14 protein-coding genes are annotated in these 19,764 nt (G+C 71.5%); 9 read left to right on the top strand and 5 right to left on the bottom strand.

Annotated features, from left to right (window positions below):
- Positions 1–6: 6 nt before the first annotated feature.
- The 3 genes from ACWCXB_RS33470 to ACWCXB_RS33480 all read right to left on the bottom strand — a co-directional run bounded on the left by ACWCXB_RS33470 (position 7) and on the right by ACWCXB_RS33480 (position 4,819).
- The gene (locus ACWCXB_RS33470) at positions 7–1,143 is read right to left on the bottom strand and encodes an ABC transporter substrate-binding protein (RefSeq protein ID WP_450727783.1); all 1,137 of its coding nucleotides are present in this window, start codon (positions 1,141–1,143) and stop codon (positions 7–9) included.
- 1,165 nt (positions 1,144–2,308) lie between these two features.
- Positions 2,309–3,862, bottom strand: coding sequence for a HEAT repeat domain-containing protein (locus tag ACWCXB_RS33475; RefSeq protein WP_450727736.1), 1,554 nt, complete (start codon positions 3,860–3,862; stop codon positions 2,309–2,311).
- A 24-nt stretch (positions 3,863–3,886) separates the two neighbouring features.
- The gene (locus ACWCXB_RS33480; protein WP_450727738.1) at positions 3,887–4,819 is read right to left on the bottom strand and encodes a hypothetical protein; all 933 of its coding nucleotides are present in this window, start codon (positions 4,817–4,819) and stop codon (positions 3,887–3,889) included.
- Positions 4,820–5,084: 265 nt separating this feature from the next.
- Between ACWCXB_RS33480 and ACWCXB_RS33485 the strand changes: the two genes are divergently transcribed.
- Positions 5,085–5,858, top strand: a complete 774-nt coding sequence (locus tag ACWCXB_RS33485) for a S1 family peptidase (protein WP_450727740.1) — start codon at positions 5,085–5,087, stop codon at positions 5,856–5,858.
- A 76-nt stretch (positions 5,859–5,934) separates the two neighbouring features.
- On the opposite strand, the gene ACWCXB_RS33490 is transcribed toward ACWCXB_RS33485, so the two are convergent.
- A complete protein-coding gene (locus ACWCXB_RS33490; protein WP_450727742.1) occupies positions 5,935–7,677 on the bottom strand; it encodes a glycoside hydrolase family 35 protein in 1,743 nt (580 codons plus the stop codon).
- Between the two features lie 124 nt (positions 7,678–7,801).
- Between ACWCXB_RS33490 and ACWCXB_RS33495 the strand changes: the two genes are divergently transcribed.
- From ACWCXB_RS33495 to ACWCXB_RS33520, 6 genes are all read left to right on the top strand, one after another.
- Positions 7,802–8,689 (top strand): helix-turn-helix domain-containing protein, encoded by an 888-nt coding sequence (locus tag ACWCXB_RS33495; protein WP_450727744.1) that lies wholly within the window; start codon positions 7,802–7,804, stop codon positions 8,687–8,689.
- An 11-nt stretch (positions 8,690–8,700) separates the two neighbouring features.
- On the top strand, positions 8,701–9,132 hold the full coding sequence (locus ACWCXB_RS33500; protein ID WP_450727746.1) for a chorismate mutase: 432 nt from the start codon (positions 8,701–8,703) through the stop codon (positions 9,130–9,132).
- Positions 9,129–10,106: an asparaginase gene (locus ACWCXB_RS33505; protein WP_450727748.1), complete on the top strand. Its 978-nt coding sequence runs from the start codon at positions 9,129–9,131 to the stop codon at positions 10,104–10,106. The genes ACWCXB_RS33500 and ACWCXB_RS33505 overlap by 4 nt, the downstream gene beginning before the upstream one ends.
- Before the next feature lie 82 nt (positions 10,107–10,188).
- Positions 10,189–12,696: an aminopeptidase N gene (gene pepN, locus ACWCXB_RS33510; protein ID WP_450727750.1), complete on the top strand. Its 2,508-nt coding sequence runs from the start codon at positions 10,189–10,191 to the stop codon at positions 12,694–12,696.
- 51 nt (positions 12,697–12,747) lie between these two features.
- Positions 12,748–14,121 (top strand): pyridoxal phosphate-dependent decarboxylase family protein, encoded by a 1,374-nt coding sequence (locus ACWCXB_RS33515; protein ID WP_450727752.1) that lies wholly within the window; start codon positions 12,748–12,750, stop codon positions 14,119–14,121.
- Positions 14,118–15,554 (top strand): lysine N(6)-hydroxylase/L-ornithine N(5)-oxygenase family protein, encoded by a 1,437-nt coding sequence (locus ACWCXB_RS33520; protein ID WP_450727754.1) that lies wholly within the window; start codon positions 14,118–14,120, stop codon positions 15,552–15,554. Before ACWCXB_RS33515 ends, ACWCXB_RS33520 begins: the two co-directional genes overlap by 4 nt.
- Positions 15,555–15,573: 19 nt before the next feature.
- Here ACWCXB_RS33520 and ACWCXB_RS33525 read toward each other — a convergent pair whose 3' ends face one another.
- A complete protein-coding gene (locus ACWCXB_RS33525) occupies positions 15,574–17,367 on the bottom strand; it encodes a bifunctional metallophosphatase/5'-nucleotidase (protein WP_450727756.1) in 1,794 nt (597 codons plus the stop codon).
- A 96-nt stretch (positions 17,368–17,463) separates the two neighbouring features.
- Between ACWCXB_RS33525 and ACWCXB_RS33530 the strand changes: the two genes are divergently transcribed.
- Together ACWCXB_RS33530 and pyk are read left to right on the top strand one after the other, a co-directional pair.
- Entirely contained in the window at positions 17,464–18,171 is a 708-nt protein-coding gene (locus ACWCXB_RS33530) for an SIMPL domain-containing protein (protein ID WP_450727758.1), read from the top strand.
- Positions 18,172–18,325: 154 nt separating this feature from the next.
- Positions 18,326–19,759: a pyruvate kinase gene (gene pyk, locus ACWCXB_RS33535; RefSeq protein WP_450727760.1), complete on the top strand. Its 1,434-nt coding sequence runs from the start codon at positions 18,326–18,328 to the stop codon at positions 19,757–19,759.
- The last annotated feature ends 5 nt before the right edge of the window (positions 19,760–19,764 follow it).

Raw genomic sequence — 19,764 nt, forward strand, 5'->3', positions numbered from 1 at the left:
GGCGGATCACCCGGAGACGGCCGCGGCCCAGCCCTGCGCCAGGGTCTCCTTGGCCTTGGCGGTCTGCTGCTCGGTCGGGAACTTCGGGGTGCCCTCGACGGCGGGCAGCGCGGCGGCAGCGGTCTTGTCGATGCTGCCGTCGGCCTCCATGGCCGGCATCAGCACGGGCCTGGCGTGCCCCTTGAGCCAGAGGTTCTGGCCCTCGGCGCTGTACAGGTACTCCTGCCAGAGGCGGGCGGCGGCCGGATGCGGGGCGTCCTTGTTGATCGCCTGGGAGTAGTACTGGGCGTAGACGCCGTCGGACGGGACGGCGACCTTCCAGCCGATGCCCTTGGGCTTGAACTGCTCGGCGTAGCCCGAGTTGAGGTAGTCCCAGTCGATGCTGATCGGGGTCTCGCCCTTCTCGACCGTGGCCGGGGTGGACTCGACGGGGTTGTAGTTGCCGTTCTTCTTCAGCTTGCCGAAGAAGTCGATGCCGGGCTGGATGTCGTCGAACGAGCCGCCGTTCGCGAGCGCCGCCGCGTAGACGCCGCCGAAGGCGGAACCGGACTTGGTGGGGTTGCCGTTGAGGGCGACCTGGCCCTTGTACTCGGGCTTGAGCAGATCGGCGAAGGTCTGCGGGCAGACCTTGACGCGCTTGGCGTCGCAGCCGATGGAGACATAGCCGCCGTAGTCGTTGAACCAGCGGCCCTGTGCATCGCGCTGCGTCTCGGGGATCCTGTCGAACGCGCTGACCTTGTACGGCGCGGTCAGCCCCTGCGCCGCGGCGGCCTGCGCGAAGGACGCCCCGAGGTCGAGCACGTCCGGGGCGCGGTCCTGCCCCTTGCGGGTCTTCACCGCGTTGATCTCGTCCTGGCTGGAACCGTCCGGGTTCTCGACGTTCACCTTGATGCCGTACTTGGCGGAGAAGCCGTCGATGATCGCGCCGTAGTTCGCCCAGTCGCGGGGAATGGCGATCGCGTTGAGCACGCCTTCCTTCTTCGCGGCGGCGACCAGCGCCTCCATCCCGCCCGCGTCGGCCGCGGACGCCGCGGTCGCGAGGTTCTTTCCGTCGGCGGTGGTGGATGAGTTGGTGGGCGCGGCGCCACAGGCGGTGAGCGTCAGAGTGAAACCGAGGGCGCCGACGTAGGCGGCGGCGCGGATGGCTGCGCGGGCAGGGGTGGTCACGCGTACTCCATGGGGACTGCGAGGCGGGGCCGAAGCTGTATGGACAACTGTTGTCCATACAACTCCGTCATTACGGGGGCTGCCGGTGTCCCGACGGTGAACACGGAACGTCGCCCGCGATGCGATTGCCGGGCGGATCGGGGTGCGCCCCGCCCCAGGGCCCGGTCCGGCGCGCCCTGCGGGCGGGTCGGTACCGCCGGGTGGACCGGGGTGTCCGTCCTCAAGCGCCGGACGGGCTTGGTGTGTGCGCGGTACCGCGGGTTGGTGCCGGGTGGTTGTCCTCAAGTGCCGGATGGGGGTTGGTGTGTGCGCGGTACCGCCGGGTGGGCCGGGGTGTCCGTCCTCAAGCGCCGGACGGGCTTGGAGGTTGGCGGCAGCCGTCGCTGCCGGGCGAGGGCGCGAGGCGCCCAACGCCCCCACGCCCGCCAGGGCGTAGGGGGAGGGGGTCCGGGGCGGAGCCCCGAGGGCCGGCCTCGCTGGGGGTCCGGGGCGGAGCCCCGAGAAACACAGACTCGCTGAGCCCCCCCACGTCGGGCGGAAGGGGGTTGGGGGCGCAGCCCCCGGAAAACGGGGTTCGGGGCGGAGCCCCAGTGGGGGGCTGGGGGCGAAGCCCCCAGTTCGGGAAGGGGCGGGGTGGGGAAGAGGCCCGCCGCAGGCGCCCCCACCGGACATGACCGGCTCCACCGTGCGCGGCCCTGCCCAGTCGGCCCGCCGGGGCACCAAGTCGCCTGGTCGGGCCGGGCACGCCGGTTTCGCGGGGCTGGGCAGGTCCGCCGCAGGCGCCCCCCACCGAACATGACCGGCTCCACCGTGCGCGGCCCTGCCCGGTCGGCCCGCCGGGCACCAAGTCGCCTGGTCGGGCCGGGCCCGCCGGTTTCGCGGGGCTGGGCAGGTCCGCCAGGCCCGCCGGGCCGGCAAGGTCCGCCGCAGGCGCCCCCCACCGAACATGACCGGCTCCACTATGCGCGGCCCTGCCCGGTCGGCCCGCCGGGGCACCAAGTCGCCTGGCCGGGCCGGGCCCGCCGGTTTCGCGGGGCTGGGTCGGCCCGCCGGGTCCGCCGGGCACGCCGGTTTCGCGGAGCTGGGCAGGCTCGCCGGGCCCGCCTGGTCCGCCGGGCCGGCCAGGCCCGCCAGGCCCGGGCTAGTGCGTTCGGGGGACCGTGGCCTCCAGGCGGCGCCGGGTCTGGGCGTCCTCGACGTACTCCACCGCCTGCTCGGCGGTCGAGTACGCGTACCCCTCCGGGTCCTCGTCCGCGAGGATCCGCGCCAGCGCGTCCACCGCCCGCGCATCCTGACGCATCGCCAGCCCCCGCGCCGCCTCCGCCTCGATGTCCGGCACCTGGTCCGTGAGCCGGGCCGCCAGCGCCTCGCGGATCTCCGGGCTGTCCGCCTCCACGTCCGCCAGCGCGGTCGTCGCCCAGTCCCGGACCCCGTCGTCGCTGTCCCGGGCGAGCTCGACCAGCACCCGGATCGCCTCGGCGTGCTCGCCGGGCACCAGCCCGTGCAGCGCGACCGCCACGCCGAAGCGGATCTCGGGGTCCTCGTGCCCGGCATGCCGCAGAATCTCCGGCAGCGCCGCCGGATCACCCTGCTGTCCGAGCCCCGCCACGGTCGCCCGGATCAGCTCGGGCTCGTCGGCCGCCCGAGCCAGCTCCCGCAGCAGCGGCACGACGCGCGCGGTGAACACCCCACGCCCCTGGGCCTCGCTTTCCGCCGGCGCCGGCTCCTCTCCCGCCGCGCCCAGCCCCGCCAGCACGTCCGCCGCGAGCGCCTGCCGCAGGGGGTCGTCGGTCCCGCACCACGCCGCCGCGGCCCGGAACGTCTCCTCGTCCCCGCGGCGCTGCAGGACGGCCACCGCCTCGGTCCAGTCGTCCTGGTCCGGGCCCCCGCAGTTCAGCGCCCGCGCCGCGAGCTCCTCGGCGGGCGTGTGCACGTCCAGCGCGTCCTCCAGGAGCGTGACGATCGCCGCGTGGCCGGTCTGCTGCTCGGCCCCCGTCACATGGCCGTCGTCCTTGATCAGCTCCACGACCACGGTCACCCCGCCGTCCTCCTCGACGCGCCGGGCCGCCATTTCGTGTCCCTTCCCGTCCGGCTCGGACTCGGACAGCGCGCGCCGCAGCTCCTCCTCCACGTCGAGGTCGAGCCACCGGCGGGCCTCCTCGAGCGCCTCCTCCGTGGCCCGGGCGCCGTGCCTGAGCAGGGCCCGTACGCAGGACGGGGACCCGCGCCGGGCCGCCGTCACCAGCGGGGGCTCGCCGCCGGGCCCCGGCAGGTCGGGGTCCGCGCCGGCCGAGAGCAGCAGGTCCGCCACCTCGGCGCGGCCCTGGCGGCACGCCCAGGTCAGGGCACGGACCCCGGGGTCCTCCTCCAGGTCGGGGCGCGCCCCGGCCGCGAGCAGGGCGCTCATCACCTCGGTGTGGCCCCACACCGCGGTGCCGCACAAGGGAAGCTCATCCGCTTCGGGGCCGCTCGCCCGATCGGGGTCGGCGCCCGCCGCGAGCAGCAGGCGCACCGTGCCCGGCCGGTCCTGGGACGCGGCCACGTACAGCGCGGTCTGCCCGTCCTCGTCGGCCGCCTCCGCCGGTGCCCCGGCCCGCAGCGCCCTTACGACCGCGTCGTCGTCGCCCTCGTACAGGGCCTCGAAGAGCTCTTCGGTCAGGTCCAGGTCCACGTTGCCGCCGCTTTCGGTTCTCATACCGAAAACCCTACGGAAGCACCCTCAGGTGTCGCATTCGAGAATGGTCCGGCACAGTGCACACCGCGCCCGCACCCGGCCCCGTACCGGCACCCGGATGCGCTGGTGGCAGGTGGGGCAGGGGAACGACACCCGCAGCCCGCCTCCCGGGCCCCCCTCGAACGCATACGCCGACCCGGGGCCCGCACCGGGCCCGGGTCCTGGCCCGGTGCGCGCCACAGGACCGTGGCCGGCGTGGTCCTGCGCGTACCGCCGGTCCTTCGCGTACCGCCGCCGCCCGTTCCATCCCGCCGCCGTCAGCGGAGGCTGCTGCCCGTCGCGCAGCGCCTGCGCCCGGCCCTTCGTGTACGCCGAGTAGCCCTGGGGGCTGGTGAACCACACCGACGGGTCCTCGCCGAAGACCAGCGCACGTTTCGCCAGGACGTAGCCGAACTCCTCCGGGGTCAGATAGCCCAGTTTCTGGCTGGAAACCTCGTCCTCGCGGTACGCGTCGAGCAGCAGCCACCCCGCCCCGAGATACGTCGTCACCGTGTCCGTGAGGATCTCGTTGTCCCGCGTCCCGGGGAACGAGAGCCCCAGGCGGTGCAGCAGCACATGCGTGATCTCGTGCGCGAGCGCCGCCCCGATGTCCCTGCGATACCGGCGGAAGCGGTCGTTCAGCTCGATGAAGTACTCGGGCCCCGCGGTGAGTTCCACGGCCGCCGCATGCTCCATCTCCCGGAAGCTCACGATCATCCGCGCCTCGGGGAGCCGCAGCTGATGCACCAGCGCACGTGCCACGCGCTGCGCCCCGAGATGCAGATCGTCCTGGTCGCAGAAGGCCACATCGGCCGGCAGCACGCTGCTCGAGTACGCCCGCACACCGTCGTACGACAGCCGTTTGTGCAGCGCGGTGATGGCCGCCCGCACGGTGTCGAGGTGCGGGAACCCGTGCCTCACCTCGCTGCCGTTCGTCACGCCCGTACCCCCTGCAGGTGCCGTACGAAGTCGCCCTGAACGACGGTCGACCGCTCTCAACTCTACGGCGCACCGCAGCCGCCCCGCGCTGCGCCCGGAGCGCACCGCCTGGCCGAAAAGTGAGCCTTGTGGCCCCTCTCGCGGCCTCCCCATAATCCGGACCACGCGCGTTGACGGGCCCATGTCACTGCGGTGGGTGCCGTGTGCCGTGTGCCATGTGCCGTCCTGCGCGTCACAGCAACCCCCCACGAAAGAAGGCAGACCCTTGAACAACACGTTTGTACGTGCCCTCAAGAGATGCGCGGCCGCCGGTGCCGTCCTGCTCGCCGCGATCAGCCTCCAGCCGAGCTCCGCCTCCGCCGCCCCGCCGCCCGTCGTCGGCGGAACCCGCGCCGCCCAGGGCGAGTTCCCCTTCATGGTCCGGCTCTCCATGGGCTGTGGCGGCGCGCTCTACACCCAGCAGATCGTGCTCACCGCCGCCCACTGCGTGAGCGGCTCCGGCGACAACACCAGCATCACCGCCACCGCCGGAGTCGTCGACCTCCAGAGCTCCAGCGCCATCAAGGTCAAGTCGACCAAGGTCCTCCAGGCCCCCGGCTACAACGGCACCGGCAAGGACTGGGCGCTGATCAAGCTCGCCCAGCCGATCAACCAGCCGACCCTGAAGATCGCCGAGACGGCCGCGTACAACAGCGGCACCTTCACCGTGGCCGGCTGGGGCGCGGCCCGCGAGGGCGGCGGCCAGCAGCGCTTCCTGCGCAAGGCGACGGTCCCGTTCGTCTCCGACGCCTCCTGCCGGTCCTCCTACCCCGAGCTCGTGCCGAACGAGGAGATCTGCGCCGGCTACAACGAGGGCGGCGTCGACACCTGCCAGGGTGACTCCGGCGGCCCGATGTTCCGCAGGGACAACGCCGGCGCCTGGATCCAGGTCGGCATCGTGAGCTGGGGCTACGGCTGCGCCCGGGCCGGCTACCCCGGCGTGTACACCGAGGTGTCCACCTTCGCCGCCGCGATCAAGAGCGCGGCGGCCACGCTGTAGCCCTTCGTGGCTCGTCGCGCCCGCCGCGCGGGCTCTTCGTGAGGCTCTGACCCGGGCCCTTCGAGGGGCGGGGAGGTCACCCCAGACGCACGTCCTCCCCGCCCTGCTCCAGCTCCAGCACCCACACCTCGTTCGCGCCCTCACGCAGCACCGCACCCGGCACGAACAGGGACTTCTGCGGGCCCGCTGCCCAGTAGCGGCCGAGGCAGAAGCCGTTGACCCACACGAACCCCCGCGTCCAGCCCGGCAGTTCGAGAGCCGCGTCCCCGGGGGACGCCACCTCCAGCACCGTCCGGTAAAGACCCGGCTCCGCGCCCTCCACCGCCCGGAACGGAACCTTCGCCACCGCCTCCGCGTCCCCGAACGCGTCCAGCCGCAGCCCCCGCGCCCGGAACCCGTGCAGATACTGCCGCTCGTGCAGCACGCCACCGGTGATGCCCTTCGGCTCGGCCAGCCGTGGCCCGTAGTTCACCCGCCCCAGGGACTCCACCCACAGTTCCACCTCGGCAGGCCCGGCGACCGGCTCGTCCAGCGCCGCGTCCTCCGCGTCGAGCACCCCCGCCCGGACCCCGTCCACGAGCACCGTCGCCAGATCCCGCAGCCCGCTCACCGACAGCGGATACGGCCGCCGGGGCCCCGGCACCGCGACCCGGTAGCGCACCAGACCCCGGCCGACCCCGAGCTCCTCGAACGCCGGCGGTACGGGCGAGGCGACCTCCTCGTCCCCGAGGGCCTCCAGCACATCGGACAGCGGCGCCCACTCACCCACCGCCCCCCGCACGGCCGCCCCCAACCGGGGCGGCGCGTCCGGCACCTCGGGCAGCGGCCCGTCCGCGTACGCCGCCAGCACCTCGCGGAACAGCCAGTACTTCTCGGTCGGCAGCCCCGCCTCGTCGACGGGCGCGTCGTAGTCGTACGACGTCACCGTCGCCCGCAGCTCGCCGCCGTGCAGCTCACCGGAACGGTTCGCGCCCGCCCAGCCCGCGAAGTTCGAGCCGCCGTGCGCCATGTAGATGTTCACCGACGCCCCGCACTCCAGGATCTCGCGCAGCGCCGCCGCCGCGTCCGCCGGATCCCGCACGACATGATCCCTGCCCCAGTGGTCGAACCAGCCGCACCAGAACTCCATGCACATCAGCGGCCCCGCCGGCTGATGACGCCGCAGCACCTCGAAGGCCTCCCGCGCGCCCGAACCGAAGTTCGCCGTCGCGAGCACCCCGGGCACCGAACCGCCCGTGAGCATATGGTCCTCGGGCCCGTCGGACGTGAACAGCGGCACCGTGACCCCGCAGCCGCGCAGCAGCTCCACGACGCGGCGCAGATACGCCTGGTCGCAGCCGTAGCTGCCGTACTCGTTCTCCGCCTGCACCATGATCACCGGGCCGCCCCGGTCGATCTGCCGGGCCACGACCTGCGGCAGCAGCCGGCCGAACCACCGCTCCACCGCGCCGAGATACTCCGCGTCGGCCGTGCGCACCCGCCGCCCGAGCGGACCGGTCAGCCATTGCGGCAGCCCGCCGTTCTCCCACTCGGCGCAGATATAGGGACCGGGCCGCACCATCGCCCACATGCCGGCCGCGCCGACCGCGTCCAGGAACCGGCCGAGCGCCTCCACATCGTCGTACCGCCCCGACTCCCGCTCATGCAGATTCCAGGGCACATACGTCTCCACGCAGTTGAGCCCCATCGCCCGCAGCATCGCCAGCCGGTGCCCCCACTGCGCCTCGTGCACCCGGAAATAGTGCAGCGCCCCCGACAGCAGCCGCACCGGCCGCCCGTCCAGCAGAAAATGCTCCTCACCCACAGCGAACTCGCCCACCGGCCCCGCCCCTCCTTGATCACGCGCCACGGGCAACGATCGCCCCCTGGCGACAGGCCGGTCCATGGACAAAGATCGGCGCTGTTTGGACGCACGAACGCTCGGAGCCCGGAGGGCAGGCTCGATGTACCACACCTGGATGCGTTACTTCACGCCCAGCCCCGTCCACCACCGCCTGGGCCTCGTCTGCCTCGGCGTCGGCCTCCAGCACGGCGCCCTGCCCACCGTCGGCCCCCGCACCCTCGACCACCATGTGGCCGTCCTCATCAGCGCGGGCGGCGGCTGGTTCCGCGGCACCGACGGACGGCGCCTCACCGTGACCGCCCCGGCCGTGCTCTGGCTCACCCCCGGCATCCCGCACCACTACGGCCCCGACCCGGCGACCGGCTGGGACGAGAGCTTCGTCGACTTCGCGGGCCCGGCGACGGCCACGTACACCGAACTCGGCTACATCGAGCCCGACCGCCCGGTCGTCCCCCTCTCCGACGCATCACCCGCCCGCGCCGCCGTCGGCCGCATCGCCCGCGCCGCCCGCCGCGGCAACCCCCTCCTCGAGGTCGAGACCGCCGCCGCCGTCCATGAACTCCTCGTCGCCCTGCGCCGCGCCCGCGCCGACATGAGCCCCGACGGCGACCCCGTCCTCCAGGCCCTCGCCCGCGACGCCTTCCAGCCGCTGACCGTCGCCGAGCACGCCGCCCGCCACGGAATGACGCCCGCAGAACTGCGCACCGCCGTCCGCCGCGGCGCCGGCTGCAGCCCCAAGGACTACCTCCTCGGCATCCGCCTCGGCCGGGCCAAGGAACTCCTCGCCGCCACCGACCTCCCCGTCGCCGCCGTCGCCCGCCGCGTCGGCTACGACGACCCGGCCTACTTCTCCCGCCTCTTCACCCGCCGCGTCGGCACCGCCCCGATCCGCTTCCGCGAACAACAGGGCCGCACCGTGCCAGGGGGCTGGAGCAACCGCATACCGGATCCTGATCACCCACCGACCATCACGGCCCGCCCGACGTAAGCTCCCTGCCCATGACCACCAGCGAGACGAACGGCATCGACGACGCCGTCCTGGCCGAGCTCACCCGGCTGCGCGAGAGCATCGACAACATCGACGCGGCCGTCGTCCACATGCTTGCAGAACGGTTCAAATGCACCCAGCAGGTCGGCCACCTCAAGGCGCAGCACCACCTCCCGCCCGCCGACCCCGCCCGCGAGGCCCGCCAGATCGCCCGACTCCGCCAGCTCGCGGAAAGCGCCAAACTGGACCCCGCGTTCGCCGAGAAGCTGCTCAACTTCATCATCGCCGAGGTCATCCGCCACCACGAGACCATCGCCGGCGGCGACCGGACCCCGGACGACGAGGCGACCACGTACGGCGCGGAGCGCGCAGGCAGCGCCGGCAGCAACCGGACCCAGGGCAGCGCGGGCGGCGCAGGCGGCGCGGAGACGGCCCGCTCATGAACCAGGTGACCGTCTTCACCCTCGGCGGCACCATCTCCGCCCGCGGCGGCGACGCATCCCGCATGACCGGGGCCGAAGTGCTGGCCGCGGCAGGTGTCCCGGCCTCCGTCGACGTCGAGCTGCGCGACTTCCGCCGCGTCCCCAGCTCCTCACTGTCCTTCGACGACCTCGCAGCGCTCGCCACGGAGATCGACAAAGCGACCGCCGCAGGCTCCGGCGCGGTCGTCGTGCAGGGCACCGACACCCTGGAGGAAACCGCCTTCCTCCTCGACCTGATCTGCACGGCCCGGATGCCGGTCGCGGTCACCGGCGCGATGCGCCGCCCCGACCAGCCGGGCGCCGACGGGCCCGCGAACCTCGCCGCCGCGATCGCCGTCGCCGCCCACCCCGGCTGCCAGGACCTCGGCGTCGTCGCCGTCATCGCCGACGAGATCCACGCCGCACGCCACGTACGCAAGACCCACACCACCTCCATCGCCACCTTCGCCTCACCCGGCCTCGGGCCGCTCGGCATGATCGTGGAAGGCCGGCCGCGGATACTGCTGCGGCCCGCGCGGCCCGTGGTGGAGCGGCCGCTGCGGCTCGCACGGCCGGCGCAGGTCGGCCTCCTGACCCTGTCGTTCGGCGACCGGGGCGAACTGCTGGAGGCCGTGGACGACCGCTTCGACGGACTGGTGGTCGCGGCATTCGGCGCCGGGCACGTCCCGATGTGGCTCGTCGAACCCCTGGAACGGGCGGCCGCACGGATACCGGTCGTGCTCGCCTCGCGCACCGGCTCCGGCGCCATGCTGACCGGGACGTACCACGGCCCCGGTTCCGAGACCGACGTCCTCGGCCGGGGCCTCATATCGGCCGGCGCGCTCGACGCCCCGAAGGCACGGCTCCTGCTCCACGCACTGCTCGCCGACGGCGCGGACCGGCCCCGGATCGCCGAGACGTTCGGCCGCCTCACCGGCAGCAGCGCGACGGGCTGACCGCCACCGCCCCCAGCTCCGGCCGCTCGGCCCACAGCGAATCCCCGTGTGCGAGCCCGCACCCATCGGGCAGCATGACCCCATGTCCGTACTCACGCGCGACGAAGCGCAGACCCGAGCCCAGCTCCTCGACGTCCACCGGTACACGATCGACCTCGATCTCACCACCGGAGACGAAACCTTCGACTCACGAACCACGATCCGGTTCACGGCCCGCGCGGCCGGAGACACCTTCGTCGAGCTCAAGCCCGCCACCCTGCGCTCCGTCACCCTCGACGGACACCCCCTCGACCCCGAGGCACTCGACGAGAACCGCCTCCCCCTCAAAGGGCTCACCGCGGGCGAGCACGAGCTCCGCATAGACGCCGCCATGCGCTACTCCCGCACCGGCGAAGGCATGCACCGCTTCACCGACCCCACCGACGGCGAAACCTATCTCTACACCCAGCTCTTCATGGAGGACGTCCAGCGCGTCTTCGCCGCCTTCGACCAGCCCGACCTCAAATCCGTCTTCGAGCTCACCATCAACGCCCCCGAAGACTGGACGGTCCTCGCCAACGGCATCACGACCCACCAGGGACAGGGCCGCTGGACCGCGGCACCCACACCGCTGATCTCCACCTACCTCGTCGCCGTGGCCGCCGGCCCCTGGCACTCGGTGCGCACCGAGCACGCCGGACTGCCCTTCGCCATCCACTGCCGCCGGTCACTCGCCCCGTACCTGGACGCCGACGCCGAGGAGATCCTCGACATCACCCGCGCCTGCTACGACCGCTACCACGAGAAGTTCGAGGAGCCGTACCCCTTCGACTCCTACGACCAGGCCTTCGTCCCCGAATTCAACGCCGGCGCGATGGAGAACCCCGGACTCGTCACCTTCCGCGACGAGTTCGTCTACCGCTCCGCCGTCACCGACACCGAACGCCAGACCCGCGCCATGGTCATCGCCCACGAAATGGCCCACATGTGGTTCGGCGACCTCGTCACCCTGCGCTGGTGGGACGACATCTGGCTGAACGAGTCCTTCGCCGAGTACATGGGCTACCAGACCCTCACCGAAGCGACCCGCTTCACCGACACCTGGACCGACTTCGGGATCGTGCGCAAGGCCTGGGGCTACGACGCCGACCAGCGCCCCTCCACCCACCCCGTCGCACCCGACCCGGCCGCCGTCCCCGACACCGCATCCGCGATGCTCAACTTCGACGGCATCTCCTACGCCAAGGGCGCCTCCGCCCTGCGCCAGCTCGTCACCTGGCTCGGCGAGAAGGACTTCCTCACCGGAATCAACCTCCACTTCGCCCGCCACCGCTTCGGCAACGCCACCCTCGCCGACTTCATCGACTCCCTCGCCGAGGCCACCGACCGCGACGTGCACAGCTGGGCCGACTCCTGGCTGCGCACCACGGGCGTCGACACCCTCACCCCCGCCGTCGCCGAATCCGACGGCACCTGGCGCCTCGACATCGCCCAGGACGGCAGCCGCCCCCACCGCATCGCCGTCGGCGCCTACGACCGCGACCCCATCGACGGCCGAAGCCTCGTCCTGCGCGAACGCTTCGAGATCGACGTACCGCAGAGCGAGCCCACCACAGCACGCCCCGGCCGCCGCCCCACCCTCGTCGTCCTCAACGACAGCGACCTCACCTACGCCAAGGTCCGCCTCGACGAAGCGTCCGAGGAACCGGCACTGCGCACCCTCTCCGGCGTCCCCGACCCCCTCACCCGGGCCGTCCTGTGGAACAGCCTGCGCGACATGGTCCGCGACGGGGAACTCGAACCCGCCACCTACCTGGAGACCGCCCGCGCCCACCTCCCGCACGAAGCCGACCTCGCCATCGTCCAGGGCGTCCTCGGCTTCGCCACCACCCACATCGCCGACCGCTACCTCACCCCCGAAGCCCGCCCCGCCGCCCTCACCCTGCTCACCGACCTCACCCGCGACCTGATCCGCCGCACCGAGGACGGCCAGGCCCCCGGGCTGCGACTCACAGCCGTACGCCACTTCATCGACGTCGCCACCCAGCCCGCCACGCTCCAGGACTGGCTCGGCAGCGGAAGCATCCCCGGCGGACCCGAACTCGACCCCGAACTGCGCTGGCGCCTCCTCGCCAGGCTCGCCGTACTCGGCGCCACCGACGAAACCGAGATCGCAGCCGAACTCGACCGCGACCCCAGCGCCACCGGCCAGGAAGGCGCCGCCCGCTGCCGCGCCGCCCTCCCCACCCCCGAGGCCAAATCGGCCGCCTGGTCCCGGCTCTTCGACACCGACGACCTCTCCAACTACCTCTTCACCGCCACCGCCCAGGGCTTCTGGCAGCCCGAACAGGCCGAACTCGTCAGGGAGTACGTCCCCCGCTTCTACCCCGCCGCCGTCACCGTCGCCGCCCGCCGCGGCCCCGCCATCGCCGAAGCCGCCGGACGCTACGCCTTCCCCGTCCACGCCGTGGACACCGAGTCCCTCCGACTCGGCGAGCACTGCCTCCGCGACACCGACATGATCCCCGCCCTGTGCCGCAAGCTCGTCGACCAACTCGACGACCTGCGCCGCGCACTGGCAATCCGGGAGGCAGTACCCCTTTCGGGTTGAGATCACCCCGGACTCCGGGCACACCGCCCCCACCGCCGCCACGCTGGGGGCATGACCGTCCCGCCCCTCGCCGGAGGGGCCGCAGGGCCCGACGCCCTGCGGCCCCTGCTCGCCGTCGTCCTCGACGCGCTCAAGGAAGGAGCCATGGCCCGCGGCGGGCCACTGCCCCCGGGCGGTCCCGACGAACTCGGCAGAGCCATCCGGGAAACCGTCACACCCGTCATCCCCGACAACGGCCGCGGCGCCGAGGAAGCACTCCGCACCCTCGTCCAGGCCGTGGCCTACGGAGCGGCCGACCCCGCCGACCCCCGGTGCGCCGCCCATCTCCACACCCCGCCGCTCGCCCTCGCCGTCGCCGCCGACCTCGCCGCGTCCGCGCTGAACCCCTCCCTGGACTCCTGGGACCAGGCACCCTCCGCATCCGCCCTGGAAGCCGAAGTCACCCACGCCCTCGCCACCGAGGTCTACCCCCGGAGCCCGCGCCCCGACTCACTCGTCACCACCGGCGGCACCGAAGCCAACCAGCTCGCCCTCCTCCTCGCCCGCGAACGCCACGGCACCGTCCAGGTCGTCTGCGGCACCCACGCCCACCACTCGGTCACCCGCGCCGCCTGGCTCCTCGGCCTCCCCGAGCCCGTCACCGTCCCCGCCCCCGGCGGCACCACCGACCTCGCGGGCCTCGACGACGCGCTCACCCGCCTCCACCGCCCCGTACTCGTCACCGCCACCGCCGGCACCACCGACACCGGCCGCATCGACCCCCTCCAAGACATCGCCGACCTCTGCGAACGACACGGCGCCGAACTCCACATCGACGCCGCCTACGGCGGACCCCTGCTCCTCAGCACCCGCCACCGCAACCTGCTGCACGGCCTCGACCGCGCCCACTCCGTCACCCTCGACCTGCACAAACTCGGCTGGCAACCGGTCGCCGCAGGCCTCCTCGCCGTCCCCGACAGCGCCCTGCTCGCCCCCCTCGCCCACACCGCCGACTACCTCAACCCCGACGACGACACCGAAGCCGGAATCCCGGACCTGCTCGGCCGCTCGCTCCGCACCACCCGACGCCCCGACATCCTCAAGATCGCCGTCACCCTCCGCGCCCTCGGCCGCAACGGCCTCGCCACCCTCGTCGACCACACCATCACCGCCGCGCACGACCTCGCCGACCTCATCGACAAACACCCGGCCCTGGAACTCCACGACCGGCCCGTCCTCTCCACCGTCCTCTTCCGCCCCCGCGGCGCGAGCGACCAGACCGTCGCGGACATCCGCCGCACCCTCCTCCACCAGGGCCGCGCCGTACTCGGCCGCGCCCACGCCGACGGCCGGCTCTGGCTCAAAGCCACCCTGCTCAACCCCCACGCCACCCCCGGCGACCTCGAAACCCTCATCGCACTCGTGGAAGGCAGCACCCCCCGATGACCGGCACGCCCGCCCCTGACGCCCAGCACGTCGACCCGCCCCACGACCTGGTGGGCATCGGCATCGGGCCGTTCAACCTCTCCCTCGCCGCCCTCGCCCACGGGCTGCCATACGGAGAAGGGTCGGGAGGCCTCGCCGCCACCTTCTACGAACAGCGCCCCGCCTTCCACTGGCACCCCGGCCTGCTCATCGACGGCACCACCCTCCAAGTACCCTTCCTCGCCGACCTGGTGACCCTCGCCGACCCCGCCAGCCCCTGGTCGTTCCTCAACTACCTCAAGGCCCGCGACCGGCTCTTCCCCTTCTACGTCGCCGAGAAATTCCACATCCAGCGCGCCGAGTACGACGCATACTGCCGCTGGGTCAGCGGCCGGCTCCCCGGACTCCACTTCGGCCACCAGGTCGACGCCGTCCGCTGGAACCCCGAACGAGCCCTCTTCGAAGTCGACTTCACCCAGCTCGACACCCACGGAGGAGCGGAATCACTCGGCCGCGCCTACGCCCGCAACATCGCCCTCGGCATCGGCACCGAGCCCTTCGTCCCCGACCCGCTGAAACCCCTCGTCGAGGCTCCCGGCGTCCCCGTAGTCCACTCGGCCGACTATCTCGAGCACCGCCGGCAGATCCTCGCCGCCGAGCACATCACCGTCATCGGATCAGGACAGTCCGGCGCCGAGGTCTTCCTCGACCTGCTGCGCGCACGCCCCGCCGGCGCCGAGAAAATCCACTGGCTCGCCCGCACCGAAGCCTTCGCCCCCATGGAGTACTCCAAGCTCGGCCTCGAACACTTCACACCCGACTACACCCGCTACTTCCACGCCCTGCCCGAATCCGTACGCGACGGACTCGTCCCCCAGCAATGGCAGCTCCACAAAGGCATCGACGCCGACACCATCGCCGCCATCCACGACGAGCTCTACCGCCGCACCCTCCACGGCGGCTGGCCCGACGCCGTCCTCACCCCCGGCGTCCAGGTCCGCACCGCCGGCCGCGTCGCCACCACCAAGGTCGAACTCCACCTGGAACACCTCCAACAAGGCACCCGCTCCCGCCTCACCACCGACGCCGTCGTCCTCGCCACCGGCTACCGCGAGCGCCCCCTCGACCGGATCCTCGTCGGCCTCGACCCCTACATGCGCCGCGACTCCTCCGAGCGCCCCCGCATCGACGACCAGTTCCGCCTCGTCCTCGACCCCACCGTCACCGGCTCCGTCTACGTCCAGAACGCCGAACGGCACACACACGGAGTCGGCGCCCCCGACCTCGGCCTCGCCGCCTGGCGCAGCGCAACCATCCTCAACTCACTCACCGGCAAAGAGCACTACCCCCTCCCACGCCGCACCGCCTTCACCAGCTTCGGCCTCGAACGGCGAGAGGCGCCCGGCATCCCCGGCCAGGCGCCCCCGCTCACACCCCTCGAAGACCGGCGCTAGAAACCGGCACAGAGGTCCCCTAGAAGACCGGAACCCCGTCCCGGGTCAGCTTCCAGCCCACCGACGCGAACCCGGCCGGATCCACCGACCCCTGCGCCTTCACCCACTGAATGATCGTGTTACGGATCTCGTCCGAATTCGCCCACAGCTGCTGGGCCTTGGCGACATGCGGAAACGCCCCGCCGCCACTGGCCCGGTAGTTGTTCACCGCCAGCACGAACCACGCCGCAGGATCCAGCGGCTTGCCCTCGAACGACAGATCCACGATCCGCGACCCGGCCGGCCTGGCTATGTCGATCTCGTACGTCAGCCCGGACACGGCGTCATAGTTGTAGTCCGGGATGCCGTCCGCGTTCGTCAGCTTCGCCGTGTCCACCGGAGACCCCGCCGGAGTCTGCACGTAATACCGCGCCGAGTACTCCAGATAGTCCTTCAGCTGCGCACCCGTCAGCAGCCGCGCCTCCAGCGTGTTCTCGAACGGATACAGCCCCGCCGCATCCTTGATCGTCACCTGACCGGCCGGAATCGCCGCCGTACGCGAAAAACACGACGCCTGCGACAGGACCGGCAGCGCCGCATGAGGACCGCCGGCCAACGCCGCCCTCACCGTCTCCGCCTGCACATGGTTGATCAGATCGATGATCGGCTCGTCCTTCCACGGCGCATCGGCCGTCGCCATCGCAGCAGTGGACGTGCCGATGACCTGATTGACGTACGCAACCACCTTCTTGTGCTCGTCACCCAGAAGCCCGGCAATCTTCGGATCCTCGGCCACGGTGTTGGAGTTGAGAACCTTCGCGCCCACCTTCTCGACCGTCCAGCGACCCTTCTCCCACACCAGGTCGAAGTCGAAGAGGGTCAGCCGCTGCCCCCACTTCAGCGGCTCGGACAGCACGACCCGCTTACCGGTCTCCTTGTTCGTCACGAAGTACTCCACGATCTCCGTGTGCGCATGCCCCACGAGAATCGCGTCGATACCCGGCACCTGCTCCGCGACAAGAGCAGCCGCATTCTCGATGTACGGAAGCTGATCACCGTACGAAGACGTCCCGCTCGACCCCGAATGCGCCGACACGACAACGACATCCGCACCCATCGAACGCAGCTTCGGCACCCACTTCGCCGCCTGCTCCTCAAGACCCGGGAACACCATCTTCCCGCTCACATTGGCCTTGTCCCAGATCGCGATACCCGGATTCGTCAGCCCCAGGACCGCGACCCGCACATCCCGGCCGCACGGGGTACAGAGGCGGTGCATGCTGTACGGCGGAAACGCCGGCCGCAACGTCGTGGCGTCCAGAGCGTTCGCACCCAGCAGCGGAAAGTCACACTGCTCCTCGAACTTCCGCAGCACCGGAATGCCGTAGTTGAACTCATGATTGCCCAGCGCCGCCGCGTCGTAGCCGATCGCGTTCATCGCCTGCGCCATCGGGTGCACCGGACCGCTGCGGGCGGTGATCGGGTCGACCTTGGCGTAGTAGTACGACAGCTGGGTGCCCTGAATGGTGTCACCGGCATCGATGAGAAGGGTGTTACGCCGCCCCTTCTCCTTCCTCACCTGGTCGACCAGCGTAGAGATCTTGGCCAGGCCCACATCGTTGTGGTTCTTGTCGTCGAACTCCCTGTCCGTGAAGTAGTCCCAGTTGAAGACGTTCCCGTGCAGATCCGTCGTCCCCATCACCGTGAACGAGTACCGCTTGACCCGCCCACCGTGACCATGAGCCTCGGCGGGCCCGGCGACGCTCCCCGCGACGGCCACCCCGGCCCCCGCGGCGGCCGAACGGCCAAGGAACGTCCTGCGATTCAGCGGCATGTGATCTCCCTAGTCCAATGACACAACGCGCGTAGATTCTGGCGCAGCACGCCCCCGTGCGAAAGTGATTCGAGAACACCAACAAGGGAGCGCACCGTGACCAGCGACACCGCAGCACCCGCACCCTACGGAACCCCCGAGACACCCCGCGTGGCCGTACGCGGCGAAGCACGACTCGAGGTCGACCCCGAGATCGCCAGAATCGGCGTCATGGTCAGCGCACGCGGCAAGGACCGCAGAACCGCCCTGGAAGACCTCACCCGCCGCAACGCCCACGTCCTCGACCTCATCAAGTCCTACGGCGACGCCGTCGAGAAACTCGAGACCGGCGCCTTCTCCATCAGCCCCGAACTCACCCAGCACGGCCGCGGCGAACGCGTCCGCGCCTACCACGGCCGCGTCCACATCACCGCCGTACTCGGCGACTTCACCGCACTCGGCGAACTCACCACCCGCATCGCCGACCTCGAACTCACCCGCGTCGACGGCCCCTGGTGGTCCCTCCGCCCCGACTCCCCGGCCCACGGCGAAGCCCGCCGCCAAGCCGTCCGCGAAGCCGTCCAGCGCGCCCGCGAATACGCCGAAGCCCTCGGCGCCCGCCTCGCCGCCCTCGTCGAACTCGCCGACCTCGGCGCCGAAGCCCCCACGCCGTACGGCACGCCCCCCGCCCCCGGCGCCATGCGAGCGGCCGCCTTCGCCGGCGCCGCCCCCGAAACCGCCCCCGCACTCGACCTCGAACCCCAGCGCCAGACCGTCTACGCCCAGGTCAACGCACGCTTCACCATGACACCGCCCCAGCTCTGATGTTTGAGGAACACCCGTACCCGCAGCCACTCAATTGCTCAAAAGAGCGACCCCATGCACAATTCAATACTTGTCAATAACCCTTCACGCAAAGGTTGTTGAGTAGTCACGTGCAGCCGATTCTCTACCGGCCGGTAAGCCATAGGCTCGAATCATGCGCCGAGCAAAGATCGTCTGCACACTGGGGCCCGCCACCGAGACATACGACCAGATCAAGGCACTGGTCGAAGCCGGAATGGACGTCGCCCGCCTCAACCTCAGCCACGGCACCTACGCCGAACACGAGGAGCGCTACCAGCGCGTCCGCAAAGCCTCCGACGAGATCGGCCGCAGCGTCGGCGTCCTCGCCGACCTTCAAGGCCCGAAGATCCGCCTCGGACGCTTCCGCGAAGGCCCCGTACTCCTTGAACGCGGCGACGAATTCACCATCACCGTCGAACCCGTCGAAGGCGACCGCCACACCTGCGGAACCACCTACCCCGGCCTCGCCGCCGACGTCACCACCGGAGAACGCATCCTCGTCGACGACGGCCGCGTCGCCCTCGAAGTCACCGCCGTCGACGGACCCCGCGTCCACACCACCGTCGCCGAAGGCGGCATCATCTCCGACCACAAGGGCCTCAACCTCCCCGGCGTCGCCGTATCCGTCCCCGCCCTCTCCGAAAAAGACATCGACGACCTCCGCTGGGCCATCAGAATCGGCGCCGACGTCATCGCCCTCTCCTTCGTCCGCAGCGGACGCGACATCGAAGACGTCCACCGCATCATGGACGAAGAAGGCCGCCGCCTCCCCGTCATCGCCAAAGTCGAAAAACCCCAGGCCGTCGACAACATCGACGACATCGTCGCCGCCTTCGACGGCATCATGGTCGCCCGCGGCGACCTCGGCGTCGAAATGCCCCTGGAACAGGTCCCCATCGTCCAGAAGCGCGCCATCAAACTCGCCAAGCGCAACGCCAAACCGGTCATCGTCGCCACCCAGATGCTCGACTCGATGATCGACAACTCCCGCCCCACCCGCGCCGAGGCCTCCGACGTCGCCAACGCCGTCATCGACGGCACCGACGCCGTGATGCTCTCCGGCGAAACCAGCGTCGGCAAATACCCCGTCGAAACCGTCAAGACCATGGCCCGCATCGTCGAAGCCGCCGAGGAAGACATCCTCGCCAAGGGCCTCCCACCCCTCACCGAACGCAACAAACCCCGCACCCAGGGCGGAGCCGTCGCCCGCGCCGCCGCCGAAATGGGCGACTTCCTCGGCGCGAAGTTCCTGGTCGCCTTCACCCAATCCGGCGACACCGTCCGCCGCCTCTCCCGCTACCGCTCCCCGATCCCCCTCCTGGCCTTCACCCCCGACCCGGCCACCCGCTCCCAGCTCACCCTCACCTGGGGCGTCGAGACCTTCCTCGGCCCGCACGTCGACTCCACGGACGCGATGGTCGCCCAGGTCGACGAGATGCTCCTGAAGATCGGCCGCTGCGACCGGGGCGACACCGTGGTCATCACGGCCGGCTCCCCGCCGGGCGTCCCGGGCTCGACGAACCTGGTGCGGGTGCACCACATCGGCGAGGACGACAGCCCGAAGTAGGGGGG

It is taken from the genome of Streptomyces sp. NPDC001514 (assembly GCF_053597075.1).